Raw genomic sequence first — 17594 nt, 5'->3', positions numbered from 1 at the left:
ATAACCGCCACGCTATGCCCTTTAGGTAACGCGAAACTAAGGCGGTTTTTTGTTGTCTTTTTTATGTCAGTATCAGCTACAATCGATAGAACTAAACAAACGCTATGTCTAAAGTGGGCAGATATGACCAACCCTAATTCCAATGCAAGCATCAACTTCCAAGAAGAATTCAGCTCAAAAATCCCTGCCTTAACCTTGCTGACCACCTTGGGGTACGAGTTTATTTCTCCCAACCAATGCAACGCCATGCGTACAAGTAAGCTGCTAGCTAATCAGGCGAATGCTAACAAAGCCACTAACCAAGTGGTGTTATTGCCCATCATGCGTGCGTTTTTAGCAAAGCAAAAACTTACCTTTGAAGGTAAAGCGTATCCTTTATCAAAAAGCGCCATTGATAAAATCATGCATGAGCTAAATCCCGCCATGAACTTAGGCTTACAGGCAGCAAATGAGGCACTATATAACGCCATGCTCTATGGCGTGACGGTGACCGAGTTTATCGATGGTAAAAAAACCTCGCAAACCATCGGTCTGATTGATTGGGATCACATCGACAATAACAGCTTTCACTTTACCGAAGAGTTTGTCGTACAGAATGCTGAGGGTACAGGCAACGTCATTCCTGATATCGTCTGCTTTGTAAATGGTCTACCTCTGGCAGTGATTGAGGCGAAACGTCCTGATTCTAATAAAGAGGGGCAATCGACCAATGCGCAAGCTGTCTCCCAGCATATTCGCAATCAACATCAAAAAGAAATTCCACACCTATTTGCTTATAGTCAGTTACTGCTGGCGGTGAATGGTCATGATGGATTGTATGCCACTTGCGGCACACCTAGGAAGTTCTGGGCAAAATGGGTCGAAGAAGAGATCTCTGAGCCTGAGTTTCATGGGTTAAAAAACCAAAATCTCAGTGATGAGCAGCTTAGTCGTCTATTTGATCATCGCCCTGCCGCAGCTAAAAAAGAATATCTGTCACTGATCAATGCTGGTGATCTCGTCGTCACCGATCAAGACCGTCTTATCATCAGCTTATTAAAACCTCAGCGTTTGCTTGAGATGACGCGCATGTTTACCTTGTTTGATAAAAAGGCGGGCAAAATCGTTGCCCGTTATCAGCAAGTCTTTGGTATCAAAGCACTGATTGAACGTATCAGCACTTTTGACGGCTCTGATGGTAAGTCGGGTAGTCGGCAAGGCGGTGTCATTTGGCATACTACAGGCAGTGGTAAGTCCTTTACGATGGTGTTCTTCTCCAAAGCGCTTATTTGGTTAGAAGAACTCGCCAAGTGCCGCGTCATTGTCGTCACTGATCGTGTTGATCTAGAAACTCAGCTTAGTCAAACCTTTGCTTCTGGTGGTGTGCTCAGTGATCGCGATAAATCCGATGCCATGGCAACTTCTGGTCGCCGTCTAGCGCAGCAAATCGGTCATGGTAACGAGCGCGTTATTTTCTCTATTATTAATAAGTTTGGCTCAGCGGTTAAGTATGATGAATGCTATAACGACAGCCCAAACATCATCGTTATGGTCGATGAAGGCCACCGTAGCCAAAACGGTGAGAATAATATTCGCATGAGCCAGGCGCTGCCAAACGCTGCCTTTATTGCTTTTACGGGTACGCCACTGCTTAAAGACGATAAGACCGAAAACAAATTTGGTAGCATCATTCACTCCTACACCATGCAGCAAGCGGTCAAAGATAAAACCGTCACCCCATTGCTCTACGAAGAGCGTATCCCTGAGCTGAATACCAACGATCAAGCCATCGATGCATGGTTTGATCGTATTACCCAAAAGCTCACCAATGATCAAAAAACCGACCTAAAACGTAAGTTCTCCCAAAAAGGTCAAATCTATCAGGTTGAAGGACGTATTGAGCTGATCGCTCATGACATCTCTGATCACTTTCAAAACTTTAAACAGCAGCACCTAAAAGGTCAATTGGCTTGTGATTCTAAAGCCTCAGCTATTCGCTATAAAATGGCATTAGATAAGATTGGCAAAGTGACCTCAGTGGTCGCTATGTCACCACCTGATACCCGTGAAGGGCATGACACCGTCGATGGCGAATCAAAAGACATCGTCCAAAGATGGTGGCAAGATAATGTCGTCGCGGACTTCGGCGGTGATGAAAAAGCCTATACCAAGGCCATTATTGAAGCATTTAGTCAGGATGATGGTCCTGACATTATGATTGTCGTTGATAAGCTCTTAACAGGCTTTGATGAACCCAAGAACACCGTTCTTTATATCGATAAGCCGCTAAAGCAGCATAACCTGATTCAGGCGATTGCACGGGTGAACCGCTTGCATGAGAAAAAACGCTTTGGTTATCTGATTGATTATCGTGGCATCCTAAAAGAGCTGGATATCACCATTGAGAAATATCAAGACTTAGCGGAACGTACGCAAGGTGGCTTTGATATCGAAGACCTCAAAGGTCTGTATAACGCCATGGATACTGAGTACAAGCAGCTACCAAGATTGCATAATGAGCTGTGGGCTATTTTTTCATCGGTCAAAAACAAACAGGATGGGCAAGCGCTAAGACAAGTGTTAGCACCAAAGATGCAGGAAGTAGATGGCAGGGTAGTCGATACCAAGCTTAAAGAACGTGATGACTTTTATGCTGCTTTGACCGAGTTTTCTAACGCCATGAAGATTGCGTTGCAATCGGCGTCTTTCTTTGAAGATAAATCATTTGATAGCAAGCGTGATCGCTACAAAGCCGATCTAAAAGCCTTTATCAATCTACGTAAGCAAGTTCGTGAAGATGCTGATGAAACCATCGACTATGATGAGTATGAAGCGGATATTCGTAGCTTACTTGATAAGCACATTGCAGGGCTTGAGGTTCGTGAGGCAAAAGGCGTTTACCTAGTCGATAACCTAGGGAAAAATATTAAGCCTGAAGCAATGAGTGACAATGAAGCACGTAACCAAACCGATAAAATTACAGGTCGTGTGACCAAGATGATAGAGCAAGATTTGGCTGATGATCCGTATGCGCAAGAGTACTTTTCTAAGCTTCTAAAAAACGCCATTGAAGAAGCTAAGGCGATGTTTGATGCACCGGTGAAGCAGTACATGATGTTTGCTGACTTTGAGCAAATGGTAAAAGATCGTGATGTCGCTGATGTGCCGAATGACTTTATCGTTGATAATGGCAAATTAAACAAGCATGCTCAGGCTTACTTTGGTTTATTTAAGCACTTATTTGATGCTAATTTCTTAGCGGATAAAGAGCTAGATAATGACAAGCTGGTCGCTTACGCCTTTGAGATTGATGAAGTAGTCAAAACCAATGTGGCGGAATATTCCATCAATGCCAGTGAAATTGAAAATGCGATTAATAGGCGCTTATTGCCAATGCTGTTTGCTGACTTAGGTATCGATAAAGCGCAACAGGTCATTGAAGAAGTGCTAAAGATTACCCGACTTGGGCTGTCGAGAGAGACAAGTAGCCCACGAGCAGCAAGAGGGTAGCAGGCAATGACTGAGACAGGCAGCTTTTATTATGGTGAAGAGAAGATCCATTATGAAGTAGTGCGTAAAGACACAAAGAATAAGCCTAAAAACGATATGCTTATTAATGAAAAGAGCAAACCTCGGAAAGTGGTCATCAAGGTACATCCTGATCAGCGTGTGGTCGCCACCGCGCCTAGTGATGCTACGGATAAGATGATACATGACGCTATGATGAAACGTGCTCGCTGGATATGGCAAAGTCTACAAGAGTTTGCAAAGCAACAAGATCACGTATTGCCTAAACGTTATGTCAGCGGTGAGACCCAGTTTTATCTGGGTCGTCGTTATGTTTTAAAAGTGATTACTGATTCTGAGAATGAACCCAGTGTGAAGCTCAGTCGCGGTAAGTTGAATGTATTTTTGCAGCAAAGTCACAACAAAATAGACCAGAAAATACAAGCTGAAAAAGTAAAAAATATGGTGGATAAATGGTATCAAAATAGAGCTAAAACTGTCTTCAGTGCCAGACTAAAAGCCTTGCTACCAAAGGCTTCATGGGTAAAAGACGTTCCGTTATACAAAGTTTTAGTAATGCAAAAACAATGGGGCAGTTGCTCTACAAAAGGCAATCTAATACTTAATCCTCATTTGGTTAAAGCACCAAGAGAATGCATTGATTATGTCATCCTGCATGAGCTATGTCATATAGCCGAATATAATCATAGCGAGAGCTTTTGGCGCTTACTAACGCAAGTGATGCCGAACTGGAAAGAAGTGAAGGCTAGGCTAGATGGGATGGCTGAGCTATATTTGAATGAGTGAGAATTGCCTAGATTCAAGCGATTAGAATTTTAATATAGTCAAGAAATTTTAAAATCGCTACAAGGCGATCTACCGCAGATAGTACATCTAGGGCTAGCAACACCATAGCGGTTTAAAAATACTCCGACTATAGAAAGTCTAATTTATAGTGTAACATTCCAAATAGTATTTTTTAGATAGTCAATATTTAACATCCACTGGTACTAGATTTTCAGTGAGAATTCTTATTTTGTTTTCAACTTCAGAATAGATGTCAACTTCATTATCATCAACATCTAACGTAACAATTAAAGAATAATTAACTGTTCTAGAACATCTCTCCTTATCTTTATTAAGTTTCCACCAGCCCGTGACAGGTTTGACTATTATTCTAGATAACTCAGAAAGCTCCGCTGCTGTTCCTTCCCAATAGTCTTTATGTATAGAGCCAGATTTCTGTAGGCCACTACCAAAAAACCACTTGTGTGGTGTATCATGGCTAGTATATTCTTCACCGCGCTTATTACTTCTATTTATACTGTCTATAAAATCCTCTTTGTTCTGACCTGATTTACAAAGATTGAAGGATAGGCCATGTGATCTGTAAACATACTTACTTTTAATTTTTGAAACTCGAGGGTTGGGTTCGATAAAATAAGACAAAGTGACAGTCATTTTAACCTTAGAGTCTAAAGGTAATTCTCTTAGAACTTGTTCAGGCCATGGTAACTCATGAAGATTAAACTCATTTAGTTTAAATTTTTCAGCTTCATTAAACGGCTTTATTGAAGACTCAATAACTAGACTTAGTCTATTATTCTTACTATTAATAGCCTTTCCTAAGTCAGGAATCCCATATCCACACACTTTAAGTATGTTTTCTTTGTATTCTTTAAGCATATTTTTTTGTGGATGCTGTTGAACTAATAAGTTTAACTCTTCAAAAATAGAATCAGACCATTCAGATGAATGAATCATTAGTCCCCTAATTGTTTCAGAGGTAGCCTCTGGATATGCTGACATAACTTTTGCAGCTATATAGGAAGCCTCAGCAGTAGCAGCACTTGTATCGGTATGTGAACCAAAAACATTGTTTTGAGTTTTACCTGAAGCAGTTAGAAGTGATAGATCTTCATGAAAGTCTATAGTACCGTCATCATAAATTATTCTGTTTCCCCCTTCACATAATATTTCGGGTTTAAAAGGAGCATCACTCCATTCCCAATTATGAGAGCTAGAAGTTGTTGGGTTAATATCTTCGAATTTTGAACAGATTTTTGGATTAGGGACATTGGTAATGTTATAGAGCTTAGTGCAGCTACCTACCGTAATAGCATTCCATGCTTGAGCGGGATCTTGAACTTGAGCAGATCTCGCATTTGACCAATAATCTTTCTGGACATTGAAAGCGTTTCCTGCAGAAATAATAAAAACATCAGAACTTGTTTCTGAATTTTCATAACAAAAATTATCAATGGTTGCAGACCATGACGTGGGGTACCCTTCACATTTATAATCTTTATTAGTTACTGCTAGGCTATACACTCTTTGACTTTCAGGCCGGTCAATTATAAGGTTACTAATAGTACCCAGTGTAATTGCTCCATACATTTCTTCAAGATTAGTTCCTCGTGGGGGTAGAATTCTACCTGATTCAATTTCATGGGTAATCTCAATCGGCTGATTATTCACTAAACTATCTAAAATATTAGAACCAAAAGCAGCCACGCCAGCTTGAAAAGAACCATGATAAACGTTTGTCGAAGAAAGTATGCTATCAGTATAATGATCCCAATTCATATCCCAAGAGGTACTGTAACTTGCTTTACAAACTTTATGGAGCAGAGGGTTATTATAGTTGACACCAGTGTCTAGAATGCTAACAAAAATATTGCTTTCATTAATTTTTAGTTTTATTCGTTGATTAAAGTCATCAGTAAATTCGTGCTGGGATGGTACGTCCATATCAATGAATACGCTAGGGTTTTCTGATGATGTTCGTAGTTCTACTATATCTGGGTGTTCAGCTATTAAACCTTCAATTTGATCTCTTTTAGCACTAACTTTAAAGATGGTAACAGTTGGCAGTGATATATATGTTTCGTTTATATAATCATATATTTTCTCATTAATTTTCGTTAAAAATTTATTTCTCGCTTCTTCATTATAGAACGATATCCATACTTCACACTTTATAATGCTTTCTGAGTTTTTTGGCAGTAAAGATATATCGTCCGTCCATAAGTCTTCTAACGTAGAAGGTCTTATTAAGAATATATTATTTAACATTGAAAGGTTTTTAGGGTTTCCATTGCTAGTATCTTCGCCAATAAACTGCTCAATTCTACTGCGAAACAAATCTTTTTTTTCGTTACTTGTATAAAAGGTTAAGACTTGCTGATCCTCTTCCAGCTTTAATGTTTTAAGTTCAAATGACTGATTATCAAATTTTTTAATATCAAGCTCTGTTCCATTATCACTTACAATGCTAAGAAAGATACCTTTTTCGCTAGTTAAGAGGTTGACTTCATCTTGGTTGTCACGAGATATATTTTGACTTTTACTTATTATATTTAACGCTTCATAGTATTGAGATATTAACTTTTCTCCATGTACTGATCTTTCTTTAGGGGTAAAAGAAAGCGAACCTCCACCAGAGCTAGCGAAATAATCATGTCTTTCAGTTTTACTATAGAACAGATGAGGCTTATTATTCATTGCATTACTCTTTAGAGTTTTGTTTTACTGTTTAGGGACAGGAGTAAAAAGCTTTCATCGACAATCTTATTGTTGTTTAAGACAGCTTGTTTAGCGGCATCGTCGCAAGCTTTTACAATCTCAGCGTAACTTAATCCCTGTGCAGCATCATAAATAGCGTCCCACTTATGTATTTTAAATTTGAACAAAAGAAATTTATTCTGAATTAGACGTTTTATTTCATCTTCACTAGGTAAGTCGAATTCAATAATATCATCAAAACGACGAAACAGAGCTTTATCTAAAGATTCAACATGATTAGTGGCTGCAATTACTATACTATTTGACTGTTCTTCTTCAAAAAAAACTAAAAAAGAATTTAATATTCTTTTGATTTCACCAACATCGTTCCCTTGACCTCTAGAAGACCCTATGGAGTCAAACTCATCGAAGAGGTAGACAGCCTGGTTATTAGAAATAAAGTTAAAAATAGTTCTCAACTTAGCGGCTGTTTCACCCATATATTTACTCATAAGTCCATCGAGTAATATTGCATAGAATGGCATATTTAATTCCGTAGCTAGCATTGATGCTGATATTGTCTTACCAGTCCCTGGAAGTCCATGGAATAACAATTTCCTACGTGGAGTCAGCCCAAATTCTCTAAGGCTAGCAGCGCTTTTATGTTCAGTAATGACCTTATCTAAGTGTTCTTGTACAGAGGACGACAAAACAATTTCATTTTTCCGAACTGAAGTAAACTTGAGTTGGAGGCTACCATCTAATTCATTGACATTCGAAGCACTCATACCATTTTTGTCAAAGTTTTTCTGAGCTGGTGAGCCTTTGTCAATAATAGATTTCAATTCTTTAGCAAGTTTATGGTGACCAGAGCGCGCTTCATTAGCGGCAATTTGTAATGAAATTGATTGGAATCGGCCAGTATCGTTCTGATAGTGAGCCCTAATCAGGTTCTTAATCTGTTCAGCGGTTGCCATCTTAGACTCTCGATGATACTAGTTAATTGAGTATTCAATTATAGCAAATTCAAATGATAGAATGATATTATAAAGGGGTGCCATAATAGTTCTGTCGTTTCTGAAGGCTAATCTTGATATGTTCTAAATACATAAAAACAGACAAGAATAGCTAGAATCGGCTAAAGACAAAAAAATAAGCCACACTAAGTAGCTTATTTCATATTGGGATTTAGCAAACCCGGGCAGCTATCTTACCTCCAATCCACTGAGAAACTTCGCTTTCAACCCATGCCACGCGCCCCTTTGATAGCTTAACTTGGATAGGGAAGGTGGGGTCGTAACGATTCGATCTTTTATCGAGCATATCGTAAATCGTTGTGCTGCTAAGCCCTGTGTAGTGTACGACCTGTTTTAGCGGCAGCATTCGCGGTATCTGTGACATGCTTAGTGTTGATGTGTTTTGCTGAGTGTTTGCGTTTAAATTTTCCATGATTTGCTCCTTATAAGTGAATGAGAGCGTTTCCTCTCATATACTTACCGAGTCCCATATTTTTTTACTGCATCCCATGTAGTCCTACTGCCTCACTTCTTTGAAGTAATAAAAAAGGAGCCGAATCATCTAGCTCCCTCTTATGAGCATAAACTATTTCAGCTCACTGCTGTCACACTTTTCCGTAGACCTTGTTCGATGCTAGTCACGTTATGAGTGGCTAATCCATTCTGATAATTCCCCTGCTGGTTATTGCTTACGTCATCTACTTCCATCGGATAAAACTCCTCAGCGACTTCTGCTAAATCATCGCCATTAATTTCAAAGCAAGAGTTCACATAACCCTGTGTGGCAGCCTCTTCTAACGCTGCCTGATCAAAGCCGTGTTCGCTCAGCTCACTATCTATCGCTTTTGCATCCTGCACCGCTTGCTTGAGTGTAATGCCATCACGTAGCGTTAGATCTACAAAGTAGATCGGTGTGCGATAGCTTTGTGTGGTGCTTTTACCACGTAGGGTTAATTGCAGTGGCAAGCAAGACAGCTTATTGCCCGATACCGCAGCAAAGTAGCTCAGCCGTGCTGCAAGCGTACGAATACTATTAAAGCCAGTCGTACGAAAGATAAACGTACCCAGTTCATCGTCTTCAGATAAATTCACATACAGCCTGCCATACGGTTTACAAGCGCCACCTTGAGCCAGTGGGCAGCGATCAGGCGATGGACACGGATGATTTTCAATGCCTTTATTGGTACGACGCTGACATTGCTCACCGTCGCCTACGCATAGCGGGCGTCCAGTTTGTCTATCAAATAGCGTGTACTCAGCTCGTAGGTTTAATTCGGGATCGTTAAACAGCATACGTACTGGTATTTGTCTGAGCTTGCCTTCATTATTTGCACGTAGCTTTTCGTCTAGTGGATGATTGATCCAGCCGTCTTTATTCTGCACTTGACTGGTAATAGTGAATTGATCGTCTTTAGCAGGTAAACGCTTGCCATCTTTTTGAATGACACGCCCAATGCTGATACGACCCAAAACTGGCGGAGTAATAGTTAGACCTTTAATCATGGTGATATTCCTTATGTGTTTTATTTAGCCATAAAAAAGCCCACCTATGATGGGTGGGCGTTTATGCACGTATTTGATTGAGTGGATTAATTTATGGATTATGATTAATGACTGCGTCTTGGCTTAGTTATCATTTAAGATCACAAAGCGACGACTGCCCGGGCGTGTCTTACTAAACTGCTCAAGCAATTCAGGATGCGCTTTGGTTAGCGCTTTACTATCAAGACTGGTGCTGTCTTTCGAGCGTTTCCAAGAAATAGCGCCTTTTTCAAACACAGCGACTTCATTATCGGCAATCAGTGTTTGCAGCTGGTGCTTTACCTGATCATGACGCTGCTCTAATTCCTGCATGTAATCACGATAGCTAAGCAGTTGCTCAAACAGTTTATTAGCCCCGTCATCATCCGTTAGATCAACCTTGCTTGACGGCTCAGGGGTTGGATACAGCAACTTTAAGGCTCTCGCTGCTGACTCGCTATGATCCGGGGTTGGCGGGGTATCTGTTTCTACATACTGCCAGAACAGCCGCTCATGCTCGATGATGGACTCAATCAAACGCTCATCCCGCTCAACCTTAAATATCCTGGCTTCATGTCCACAGAGTAACACGCAGATATGCGCAGCCGTTTTACCTGTGACAGCTAGCTGATGCTGCACTTGGCAAGTCACATACAAAGGCACGCCATGCTTCCACAGCTTGGCACCATGTTCACCTGCGGTTTTACATTCAAGGATCTGCACCTCATCACTACCCGTGATGGCGTAGTCTAAGTTTGCCAGCATAAAGTGATTATCAGGAACAGGATGCTGCAAGATAGCGTTTACTCTACGCACTTTATTACCCGTATGCCGTTGATAGTATTTCGCCACCATCGGTTCTAACGTATTACCCCAGTAGAGTGGTGAATAGCCATCAATATCATCATCTAGGTGAGAATGCAGACGACCCGTCTTAATCATCCACAGCTCAAGCATAGACAAGTAAGGATGGATACCACACGCAGCAGCAGCGTCACTACTGCCAATACCTTGCTTGCGTACCTCAAGCCATTCCTCATGACTGAGCGTTTTGGTATTGACCAGACGTTTTGCGGTGGTTGGTTGAATGGTGTTGATGGGCGCTTTTACCTTAACGGTTGCACGCTTGGTTTGTCTTAGCTGAGCGATATGGTTTAAAGCGATTGTGTTCATGATGAACTCCTTCGTTAGATTGGTTGTTGATTAACACTGTTTATTAAAAAGACGGCATAAAAAACCACGCTCGAAGGCGTGGTCAATTGTGTTGTCAGATTTTAAATGTGGCTGGTTAAGCCAACATCAGCAGCGATTCCTCTAATCCTTTTTGTTTAAGCTTAGCGCCAGAGCCAAACCAAGCGCCGTCTAATCGATGGTCTCTCGACATCGCCCTACGTTCGTGATCGACGTATTCAGTGATACTGCATAGCAAGCCATAAGCGGTATCTTTGGCAGCATCAAGATCGGCTCCGCGACCTTGACCGTTAAACATGTTCATCACCTGATTCATCGCCTTGGCATTAGGCACAGCATCTTTCTCTTTCTTAGCGCTGTTAAATAAAATGATGTTATTGTCCTGATCATTGAATACACGGCTAAGATAATTAGCTGCTTCTGCTTGGGTAACACGGCGCTCAGACAACTGCTTCATCTCATAGCTGTGTTCATCCCATTGCTTCACCGATACGCCTAATTGCTGCTTGACTTTGTCCGCATCAAACGAGGTGCTATGCGGTACTTTCACTACGCCACCTGAACCATCTGCTAAGCTAATGGCTAGGGTATTATTGCAGACCACACGGATCGATGTGAACTGGGCTGTGGTCGCCAGAGTACCGTCACAAGCGGTTGCAAGCAGTAAGTAGCCATTACTGACATCTTTACCCTTGAGCGTTGCTGACTGGCCTGTACGAGCCAATGCCCATAGCTTACGACCGCCCTTTAAGACGCCTGCCGTTTCCAGCTCAAAGTCGGATTGCTCGGTAAGATCACGATAGAACTCTAGAATCTCACGCGGCTGTACTTCCTGATAGCGTTGACTGACCACCGATAGCGGCTCAAAGTTATCACTACGGTACAACACCTTCTGCTCAGCAAAGGGCAGAATCAGACTCTGCCCTTTGTCATTATTCGCCATGTAGCTGACGTCCGATGACTCTATACGCCAATCCATACCCGCTTGCTTTGCCCAGATCTCGATAGGCTGCTTGGGAGCCAGCTCATTACCTAAGCCATGCCAAGGGGTTTCGCCGATGTATGCCATTGTTTCGATTAAATGTGCCATGAGGATATTCCTTTTATTGTTGAATAAATTAGGTGGATGAATTGGTTGGTTAATTAAAGCTACTAAAAACGTGAGTGCAGTTGCTACAGCGATACTGCTTGTTCGCTAATAGTGGTAAAGCATTATTTGGTTGAGCAAGCTCGATCACCGCAGCTAAGGCAACACCTGCCACAGCACCTATAGCTGGATGGAACTTCAGGGTCTTACAGATACTGACGCCAAGACTGACTAGCATGGCAGGAGAGAACAGGCTTTCGATAAGCGTGTTATTAGCACCATCACTCAGCTCGTAGACGGCAGATGAGCGACAGCATGGACAGATGGGTTTCATAAGGGCTCCTATTTATTTTGGGCATAAAAAAGGCCTGCACGAGGCAGACCTTAATATGTTGGGTTTGGCGCTTTACTAATGACTAATGCGCTATCTCATTACTGTAATATAGGTTTGAGATTATTTTACTATCGCTCAACGTCTTTGCGCTTTGCTGAATGTTAAATACCACGCCCAAAGCTTTTTCTGCCAGACATCTTTGCTTTGAGACGCTGCTCATACTTTTCAGGTCTAACCAAATACATCCCTGTATCCAAAGCACTCTCTACCTCTATAGGATTATCTTTGTGGATTCTGCCAATGCCAAGTGTGCCCTTCCGCTTATAGGATGCTTTGTGTTGTTTAGTATTGCAGTTGTAGTAACAACCTATACCATCTGTTATCTCAACCCAGCGCTTACCTACAGCGTCCCCTAAGAACCAGTCATTCTGACGCTTATCACCATTATAGATTAGTAATAAATGACAATGTAAACCACCCGTTTCAACCCCTTGTTCTATAGCCCAAGCATGACCCCTCAGATGTTCAAAGCAGCCCCTCTTTCGTCCTACCTTATCATTGAAGTCATCCATAAAATCGTAAAAGGTTTTGATATTCACAAGATGCGCAAACTCTGCCTTTATTTTAATATCGACTCGAACTATTAACGTGCGTGCGTACTTGTTTAAGAAATAACTCATGTAGCGGTAAAGTGATCTGCTATTACTTCGTTCCTGATTAGCAAAGCTAACAATGTCAGTGGCAAATTCATATTGGTAAGAACGTAGCGCGGTTACAAACCTTTTTGTATTTGCTCTATCCCAAATAAATTCATTCGGATAGTGATTGCCACAAACAAGGTAGCAACTACCCATGAACCAATTTATGGTTTTGCAGTAGTCCAATTCATCATCAGAGAGGAGTGCCATTGCCTCATAGTATATATTGAGCTGTTTACTAATTTGCTTAATACTGATTCGAGCATTGGGGCTCAGGATAGCACTTACGAGTGTATCGATTTGAGCCACGACTACGTTGTGGCTTAAAGATGGGATAGTCATTTTATTCTGCCTAAGGTTATATGTTCATAGTCTTAAGCGATTAGGTATTTTATTACTGGAGTTCATCAATTAGCTAAACAGCATGTTGTATATCTATTAATAATATTAATAACCGGATTGTTGAGTTATAAAATCTATTGATATCGTGGCGATTTAGAATTCATTTATACAGCGATAACGGGATTATTCAATTTGGGGAGTTACGTAAATAGCCAAGTTGCACTGTAAAAACGCCCATATATCCTCATGCTCACTTGTACGAAATTGCTGAAAACGAGAAGTGCCATGAGGAATGGAGTTAGCTTTTTAAGTAATGCATTGAAATTAAGCTATTTAATCTGATATTTTTGTATTACTCTTATATGCAACAAGGTTTACAGGTCTTTAAAATCCACTTTTTCACTAGAAAAAATTAGTGTATTCACTAGAAAAAAACAAAATTATATTCAATATTAATCTCGCTTTTGGAAATGAGGCAAAGTATGGATCGACAAGTGACAGTGATGAACAATGATATTTTTGATGAAGCTTCAGTAAGGTATGCAAACTCTCAGCTTTTAAGATATGTAGCGGATGAGTACATAAAAGATGTCAGAAGAAATAGGAGGTCCATTGAAGATTTTTTTTTAGCCTTAAAGAAACTGAGCAATCATGATGCGAAATCACTGCTATATGTTAAGAATTTTTTAGAAAATAAAAGCTGGGAAAATATAAGTTTTGACAGTGACGATTATAAAAGTCTATTAATAGATTACTTGCGGAATCACCAAGCTCCTCTGCGGGAATATAATGATTTAATCTATTATAAAATTGAAAACCATCTACCCGAGGATTATCTAGGTTGGTTTAAAAATGACCTGCGTTCTTCGATTTTTTTAGCAAGTTTAGTAGAGGGATTATTGGAGAGAGAAGCGTTTAAAGGCAGATCTGAATTAATCGCAGAAATATCTGATTATTTACGTTACGATATCCATATGTTTAATAGTTACTATTCTGAGTATCTCCCTGATTATGAGCGAATTGATTTTAGAAGAGGAGAGTGGAGAACTGTTCACATCCTTTCTGTAAAAAATAGTTATTTAAAAAACCGTACTGATGAGAAAGATATGAAGTGGCTCAATGTTTCTAACAAGGAACAGATAGAATGGGCTTATAATTATCTCGATAATGTTAAGCGTCCATACATCATCCTCAGGGATATTTTTTTTCCTGATTGTGTCAGGGATAAATATGATTTGATACTTGCAAGCCTTGATAGGTTGTCAAACAGAGAGAACTCGGATGTTAGATGCTTAGAACTTGCATCAAGCTTTAAAGCTAATCCTAAAGATGAGGATACACAAAGTAAAGGGAATACAGAAAGAGGTCATGTGATAAAAAACATGAAGAAAGCTTGGGAGACGCTAAATCAGGATTCGAGTAATTCTAAAGCGAAGCTTGTTCTTACTATCAGTGATAAAAATCGAAAACGGCTACATGCATTAGCTAAAAATGCTAAACAAACCCCAAACAAATTTATTAATAGTGCTATTGAAGATACATACAATCAGATTTTAGGAAGCGATGAATAAGCTGTGTTGGCATCATGGATACTTAACTTGCCCTTAGTTAATGCTTACTAAAGCATTTAGTTCATCTATAGTGAGGCCTTTACTAATAAGTGCTTCAATCAGGTCTTTTTTATCAGCATCTTCTAAGGTAGTAGGCTTTTTTCTATCCAATGAATTTTCAATCTGCTGCCTAGCAGTTCGAAAGTCTACTACCTCACCTTTATCTCTTAGCAAGTCTAAAAAGTCTGCCCAAACTTGCATAATTTTACGGCGCTCTTCTAAATGCTGCGCGTGGTTATAAACCGCGCGAATGCTGCTTTTTTTATCATGAGCCATCTGCTTTTCGATCGCATCGCCCATATAGCCAAGTTCGTTTAGATTGGTTGAGGCGATATGGCGAAAGCCGTGACCTGTCTGTTTGCCTGCGTAACCCAAGATATCGAGCGCGTTATTAATAAACTCTTCACTATACGGCTGATGCATACCCGTGTGGTAAAACACATATTCATATTTCCCTGTGATTGCTTTCATCTCTTCTAATACTGCCAGCATTTGATCTGATAGCGGTACGACGTGCTTACGCGCAATCTTAAGATTATCGATATCAACACGCCATAAGCGATTCGCAAAATCGATATGTGACCATTTCATCATACGTAGCTCAATGGTTCGGCAAAACGAATAAGCCAAAAACTTCATACCTAAGCGAGTTTGATCATGACCATGATAGCCCTCGATGGCTTGGAGTAGGGCAGGCAGCTCATGGATGTCTACATGCTTCATGTGCTGGCTTTTGGCTTTAGGGTAGAGTTCCTTTAGGTCATCGATTGGGTTTTGCTCAATGATGCGCTCACGTTTGGCACGTCTTAAAACATTAGCAACCAAATCGATAGTACGTCTGGTTACCTCGCGTGGCGGTTCACCGTCTTTGTTCACACGCTTTTCGATCTCATCTGCCATCGATCGACAATCTTCAAAGCTCACGTCTTTTAGTGCAATGCCTTCAAAGTGTGGCAGCACGTCTTTATGCATACGGTTATAGTCTTGCTGATAAGTACGAAGCTTAACGTTACGCTTACGCTCAGCGAGCCAGTCTAACGCGTAATCATTGAATTTTTGCGCGTGGATATTAGCAAGCTTATCCTGACGCTTTTTATTTTTTGGATCGATACCATCTGCTAATAGCGCCTTAATCTCAGTATTGGCTTGTCTGGCTTCAGCAAGTGACATGATGGGGTAAGTGCCAAGTGTGAGGCGAGTCTGCTTACCATCAAAGCGATAGGCGCTTATCCATGTCTTTGTGCCTGTATTACGTACCAAAAGCTGTAGCCCTTGCTGATCACTATATTTGTCAGGACACGAAGGTGTACATTTCTCACTGGGTTTAAGCTTGCGGATCTTACTATCGCTTAACATGTTGGTCTATTCCCTATGGTGGTAAGCTATATAATTCAGGCGATACAACAAATACGTTGGTCTAAAGCTGAATTATAAAGCCTAAATGTTGGTCTTTTTGAGGTCTAATGAAATCATAGACCAACAGATAGACCAACACAAGCCATGGGATAGGTGGGTTATGTTCGGATGGATTAGGAAAACGTTAGGCATAAAAAAAACGCTAGACGCGTTATTTATAAAGGGTTACAGGTATATATAGGAATATATGGGAAGAGGTAGGAAAACTAAGGTTTTATAAGATTGGCGGTGAAGGAGGGATTCGAACCCTCGATACGCTATGAACGTATACACACTTTCCAGGCGTGCGGTTTCAGCCACTCACCCACTTCACCGTTTTTTGAACGCCTAAGTATAGCGGATACCATTTAGAATGTCACGACTTGCGCGCTATCTTTCTTTATTGGCAAGCGCCTGCTAGGATAGCAAGTATGTAACGGCAAGTATAAATGGTTGAAAGTTGAATGATAAGTTTTAGTAGGCTTAAGTACGGATGTAAGAATAGTGCACTGATGGCAGTATTGCTTGTCGCGACGGGTATTACCCAAGCACACGCTGATGATTTGACCCAGTGTAGCCAGTCTTTTTATGGGGGTGTTTATCCTGAATTTACCAATACCAAGCTAAAAAAAGACACACAAGCGCTATGCATGGATGGCTTTGCGGTCATGTACTCGGGGGTATCGCGTACACCGCTTTGGTCAGCAGAGCATCTCGATCGCACACGTCTACAACAAGCTAAGCAGATCGATCGTGAAGATAGCTTTCACGAAGAGAGTAAACTGCCAAAGTCAGCACGAGCCTCATTATCCGATTATTCAGGCTCTGGCTATGATCGAGGGCATTTGGCACCCAATGCCAATATGGCCAATCGCAGCCAGCAGTATGATAGTTTTAGTTTAGCCAATATCGCTCCGCAGTCACCACGTAACAATCGCTACATTTGGCGTAATATTGAGTCTGCCACTCGGTATTTAACGCAGCAATACGGTGAGGTGTATACCATCACAGGTGTGGCATTTACCAATAAAAAGACAAAGCAGCTTGCTAACCGTGTCCTTGTGCCTAGTCACTTCTTCAAAGCGGTATATATCCCAGCAACCAATCAAGCAGGCGTGTATTACGCACCAAATGATGAGTCAGAACGCATCGATGTGATCAGTATCGATGAGCTGACCACTGAGATTGGCATCGATGTATTACCTATGCTAGATAGTCAGTCCAAATCTCAAGCATTTGATTTACCATTGAAAGCAGGTGAGAGCTCAGATACTCCCGAGGCGCCAGTAGAAGAGCCTGAGTGGATGCTGTTTGTGTGGGCTATTTTAGAATGGTTGATTGCACAGTTGCAGGCTTAATTTGGCAGTAAGACCCAAAAATAACCTCATTTCGAAAAAAATAAAATGTTAC

At 40.9% G+C, this 17594-nt stretch carries 13 protein-coding genes and 1 tRNA gene; 4 read left to right on the top strand and 10 right to left on the bottom strand.

Annotated features, from left to right (window positions below; translation table 11 throughout):
* Positions 1–123: 123 nt before the first annotated feature.
* Positions 124–3489 carry a type I restriction endonuclease subunit R gene (locus tag ACS8FA_RS14345; RefSeq protein ID WP_439264391.1) on the top strand — a complete coding sequence of 1122 codons (3366 nt, stop codon included), beginning with the start codon at positions 124–126 and terminating at the stop codon, positions 3487–3489.
* Between the two features lie 6 nt (positions 3490–3495).
* Positions 3496–4293 (top strand): M48 family metallopeptidase, encoded by a 798-nt coding sequence (locus tag ACS8FA_RS14340; protein WP_439264393.1) that lies wholly within the window; start codon positions 3496–3498, stop codon positions 4291–4293.
* Between the two features lie 180 nt (positions 4294–4473).
* Here the strand turns inward: ACS8FA_RS14340 and ACS8FA_RS14335 are convergent, their stop codons facing one another.
* The 8 genes from ACS8FA_RS14335 to ACS8FA_RS14300 form a co-directional block, all read right to left on the bottom strand.
* Positions 4474–6990 (bottom strand): S8 family peptidase, encoded by a 2517-nt coding sequence (locus ACS8FA_RS14335; protein ID WP_439264395.1) that lies wholly within the window; start codon positions 6988–6990, stop codon positions 4474–4476.
* 11 nt (positions 6991–7001) lie between these two features.
* Positions 7002–7967, bottom strand: a complete 966-nt coding sequence (locus ACS8FA_RS14330) for an AAA family ATPase (RefSeq protein ID WP_439264396.1) — start codon at positions 7965–7967, stop codon at positions 7002–7004.
* 211 nt (positions 7968–8178) lie between these two features.
* A complete protein-coding gene (locus ACS8FA_RS14325; protein ID WP_439264398.1) occupies positions 8179–8439 on the bottom strand; it encodes a helix-turn-helix transcriptional regulator in 261 nt (86 codons plus the stop codon).
* Between the two features lie 158 nt (positions 8440–8597).
* A complete protein-coding gene (locus tag ACS8FA_RS14320; protein WP_439264399.1) occupies positions 8598–9509 on the bottom strand; it encodes a recombination directionality factor in 912 nt (303 codons plus the stop codon).
* Positions 9510–9632: 123 nt separating this feature from the next.
* Positions 9633–10700, bottom strand: coding sequence for a YqaJ viral recombinase family nuclease (locus ACS8FA_RS14315; RefSeq protein WP_439264401.1), 1068 nt, complete (start codon positions 10698–10700; stop codon positions 9633–9635).
* A 115-nt stretch (positions 10701–10815) separates the two neighbouring features.
* Positions 10816–11808, bottom strand: coding sequence for a DUF932 domain-containing protein (locus ACS8FA_RS14310; RefSeq protein WP_439264402.1), 993 nt, complete (start codon positions 11806–11808; stop codon positions 10816–10818).
* Between the two features lie 49 nt (positions 11809–11857).
* Entirely contained in the window at positions 11858–12139 is a 282-nt protein-coding gene (locus ACS8FA_RS14305) for a hypothetical protein (RefSeq protein WP_439264404.1), read from the bottom strand.
* Between the two features lie 161 nt (positions 12140–12300).
* Positions 12301–13179: a YagK/YfjJ domain-containing protein gene (locus ACS8FA_RS14300; RefSeq protein ID WP_439264406.1), complete on the bottom strand. Its 879-nt coding sequence runs from the start codon at positions 13177–13179 to the stop codon at positions 12301–12303.
* A gap of 482 nt (positions 13180–13661) precedes the next feature.
* Between ACS8FA_RS14300 and ACS8FA_RS14295 the strand changes: the two genes are divergently transcribed.
* Positions 13662–14750 (top strand): hypothetical protein, encoded by a 1089-nt coding sequence (locus ACS8FA_RS14295; RefSeq protein WP_439264408.1) that lies wholly within the window; start codon positions 13662–13664, stop codon positions 14748–14750.
* 33 nt (positions 14751–14783) lie between these two features.
* On the opposite strand, the gene ACS8FA_RS14290 is transcribed toward ACS8FA_RS14295, so the two are convergent.
* Both ACS8FA_RS14290 and ACS8FA_RS14285 read right to left on the bottom strand, forming a co-directional pair.
* The gene (locus ACS8FA_RS14290) at positions 14784–16145 is read right to left on the bottom strand and encodes a tyrosine-type recombinase/integrase (RefSeq protein ID WP_439264410.1); all 1362 of its coding nucleotides are present in this window, start codon (positions 16143–16145) and stop codon (positions 14784–14786) included.
* Positions 16146–16428: 283 nt separating this feature from the next.
* A tRNA-Ser gene (locus ACS8FA_RS14285) sits at positions 16429–16519 on the bottom strand.
* A gap of 177 nt (positions 16520–16696) precedes the next feature.
* Between ACS8FA_RS14285 and ACS8FA_RS14280 the strand changes: the two genes are divergently transcribed.
* Positions 16697–17542 carry a DNA/RNA non-specific endonuclease gene (locus ACS8FA_RS14280; RefSeq protein ID WP_201579519.1) on the top strand — a complete coding sequence of 282 codons (846 nt, stop codon included), beginning with the start codon at positions 16697–16699 and terminating at the stop codon, positions 17540–17542.
* The last annotated feature ends 52 nt before the right edge of the window (positions 17543–17594 follow it).

The sequence above is a fragment of the Psychrobacter sp. 1Y1 genome, from assembly GCF_051847395.2.
GTDB lineage: Bacteria > Pseudomonadota > Gammaproteobacteria > Pseudomonadales > Moraxellaceae > Psychrobacter.
This window is presented reverse-complemented; position numbering and strand designations above follow the sequence as displayed.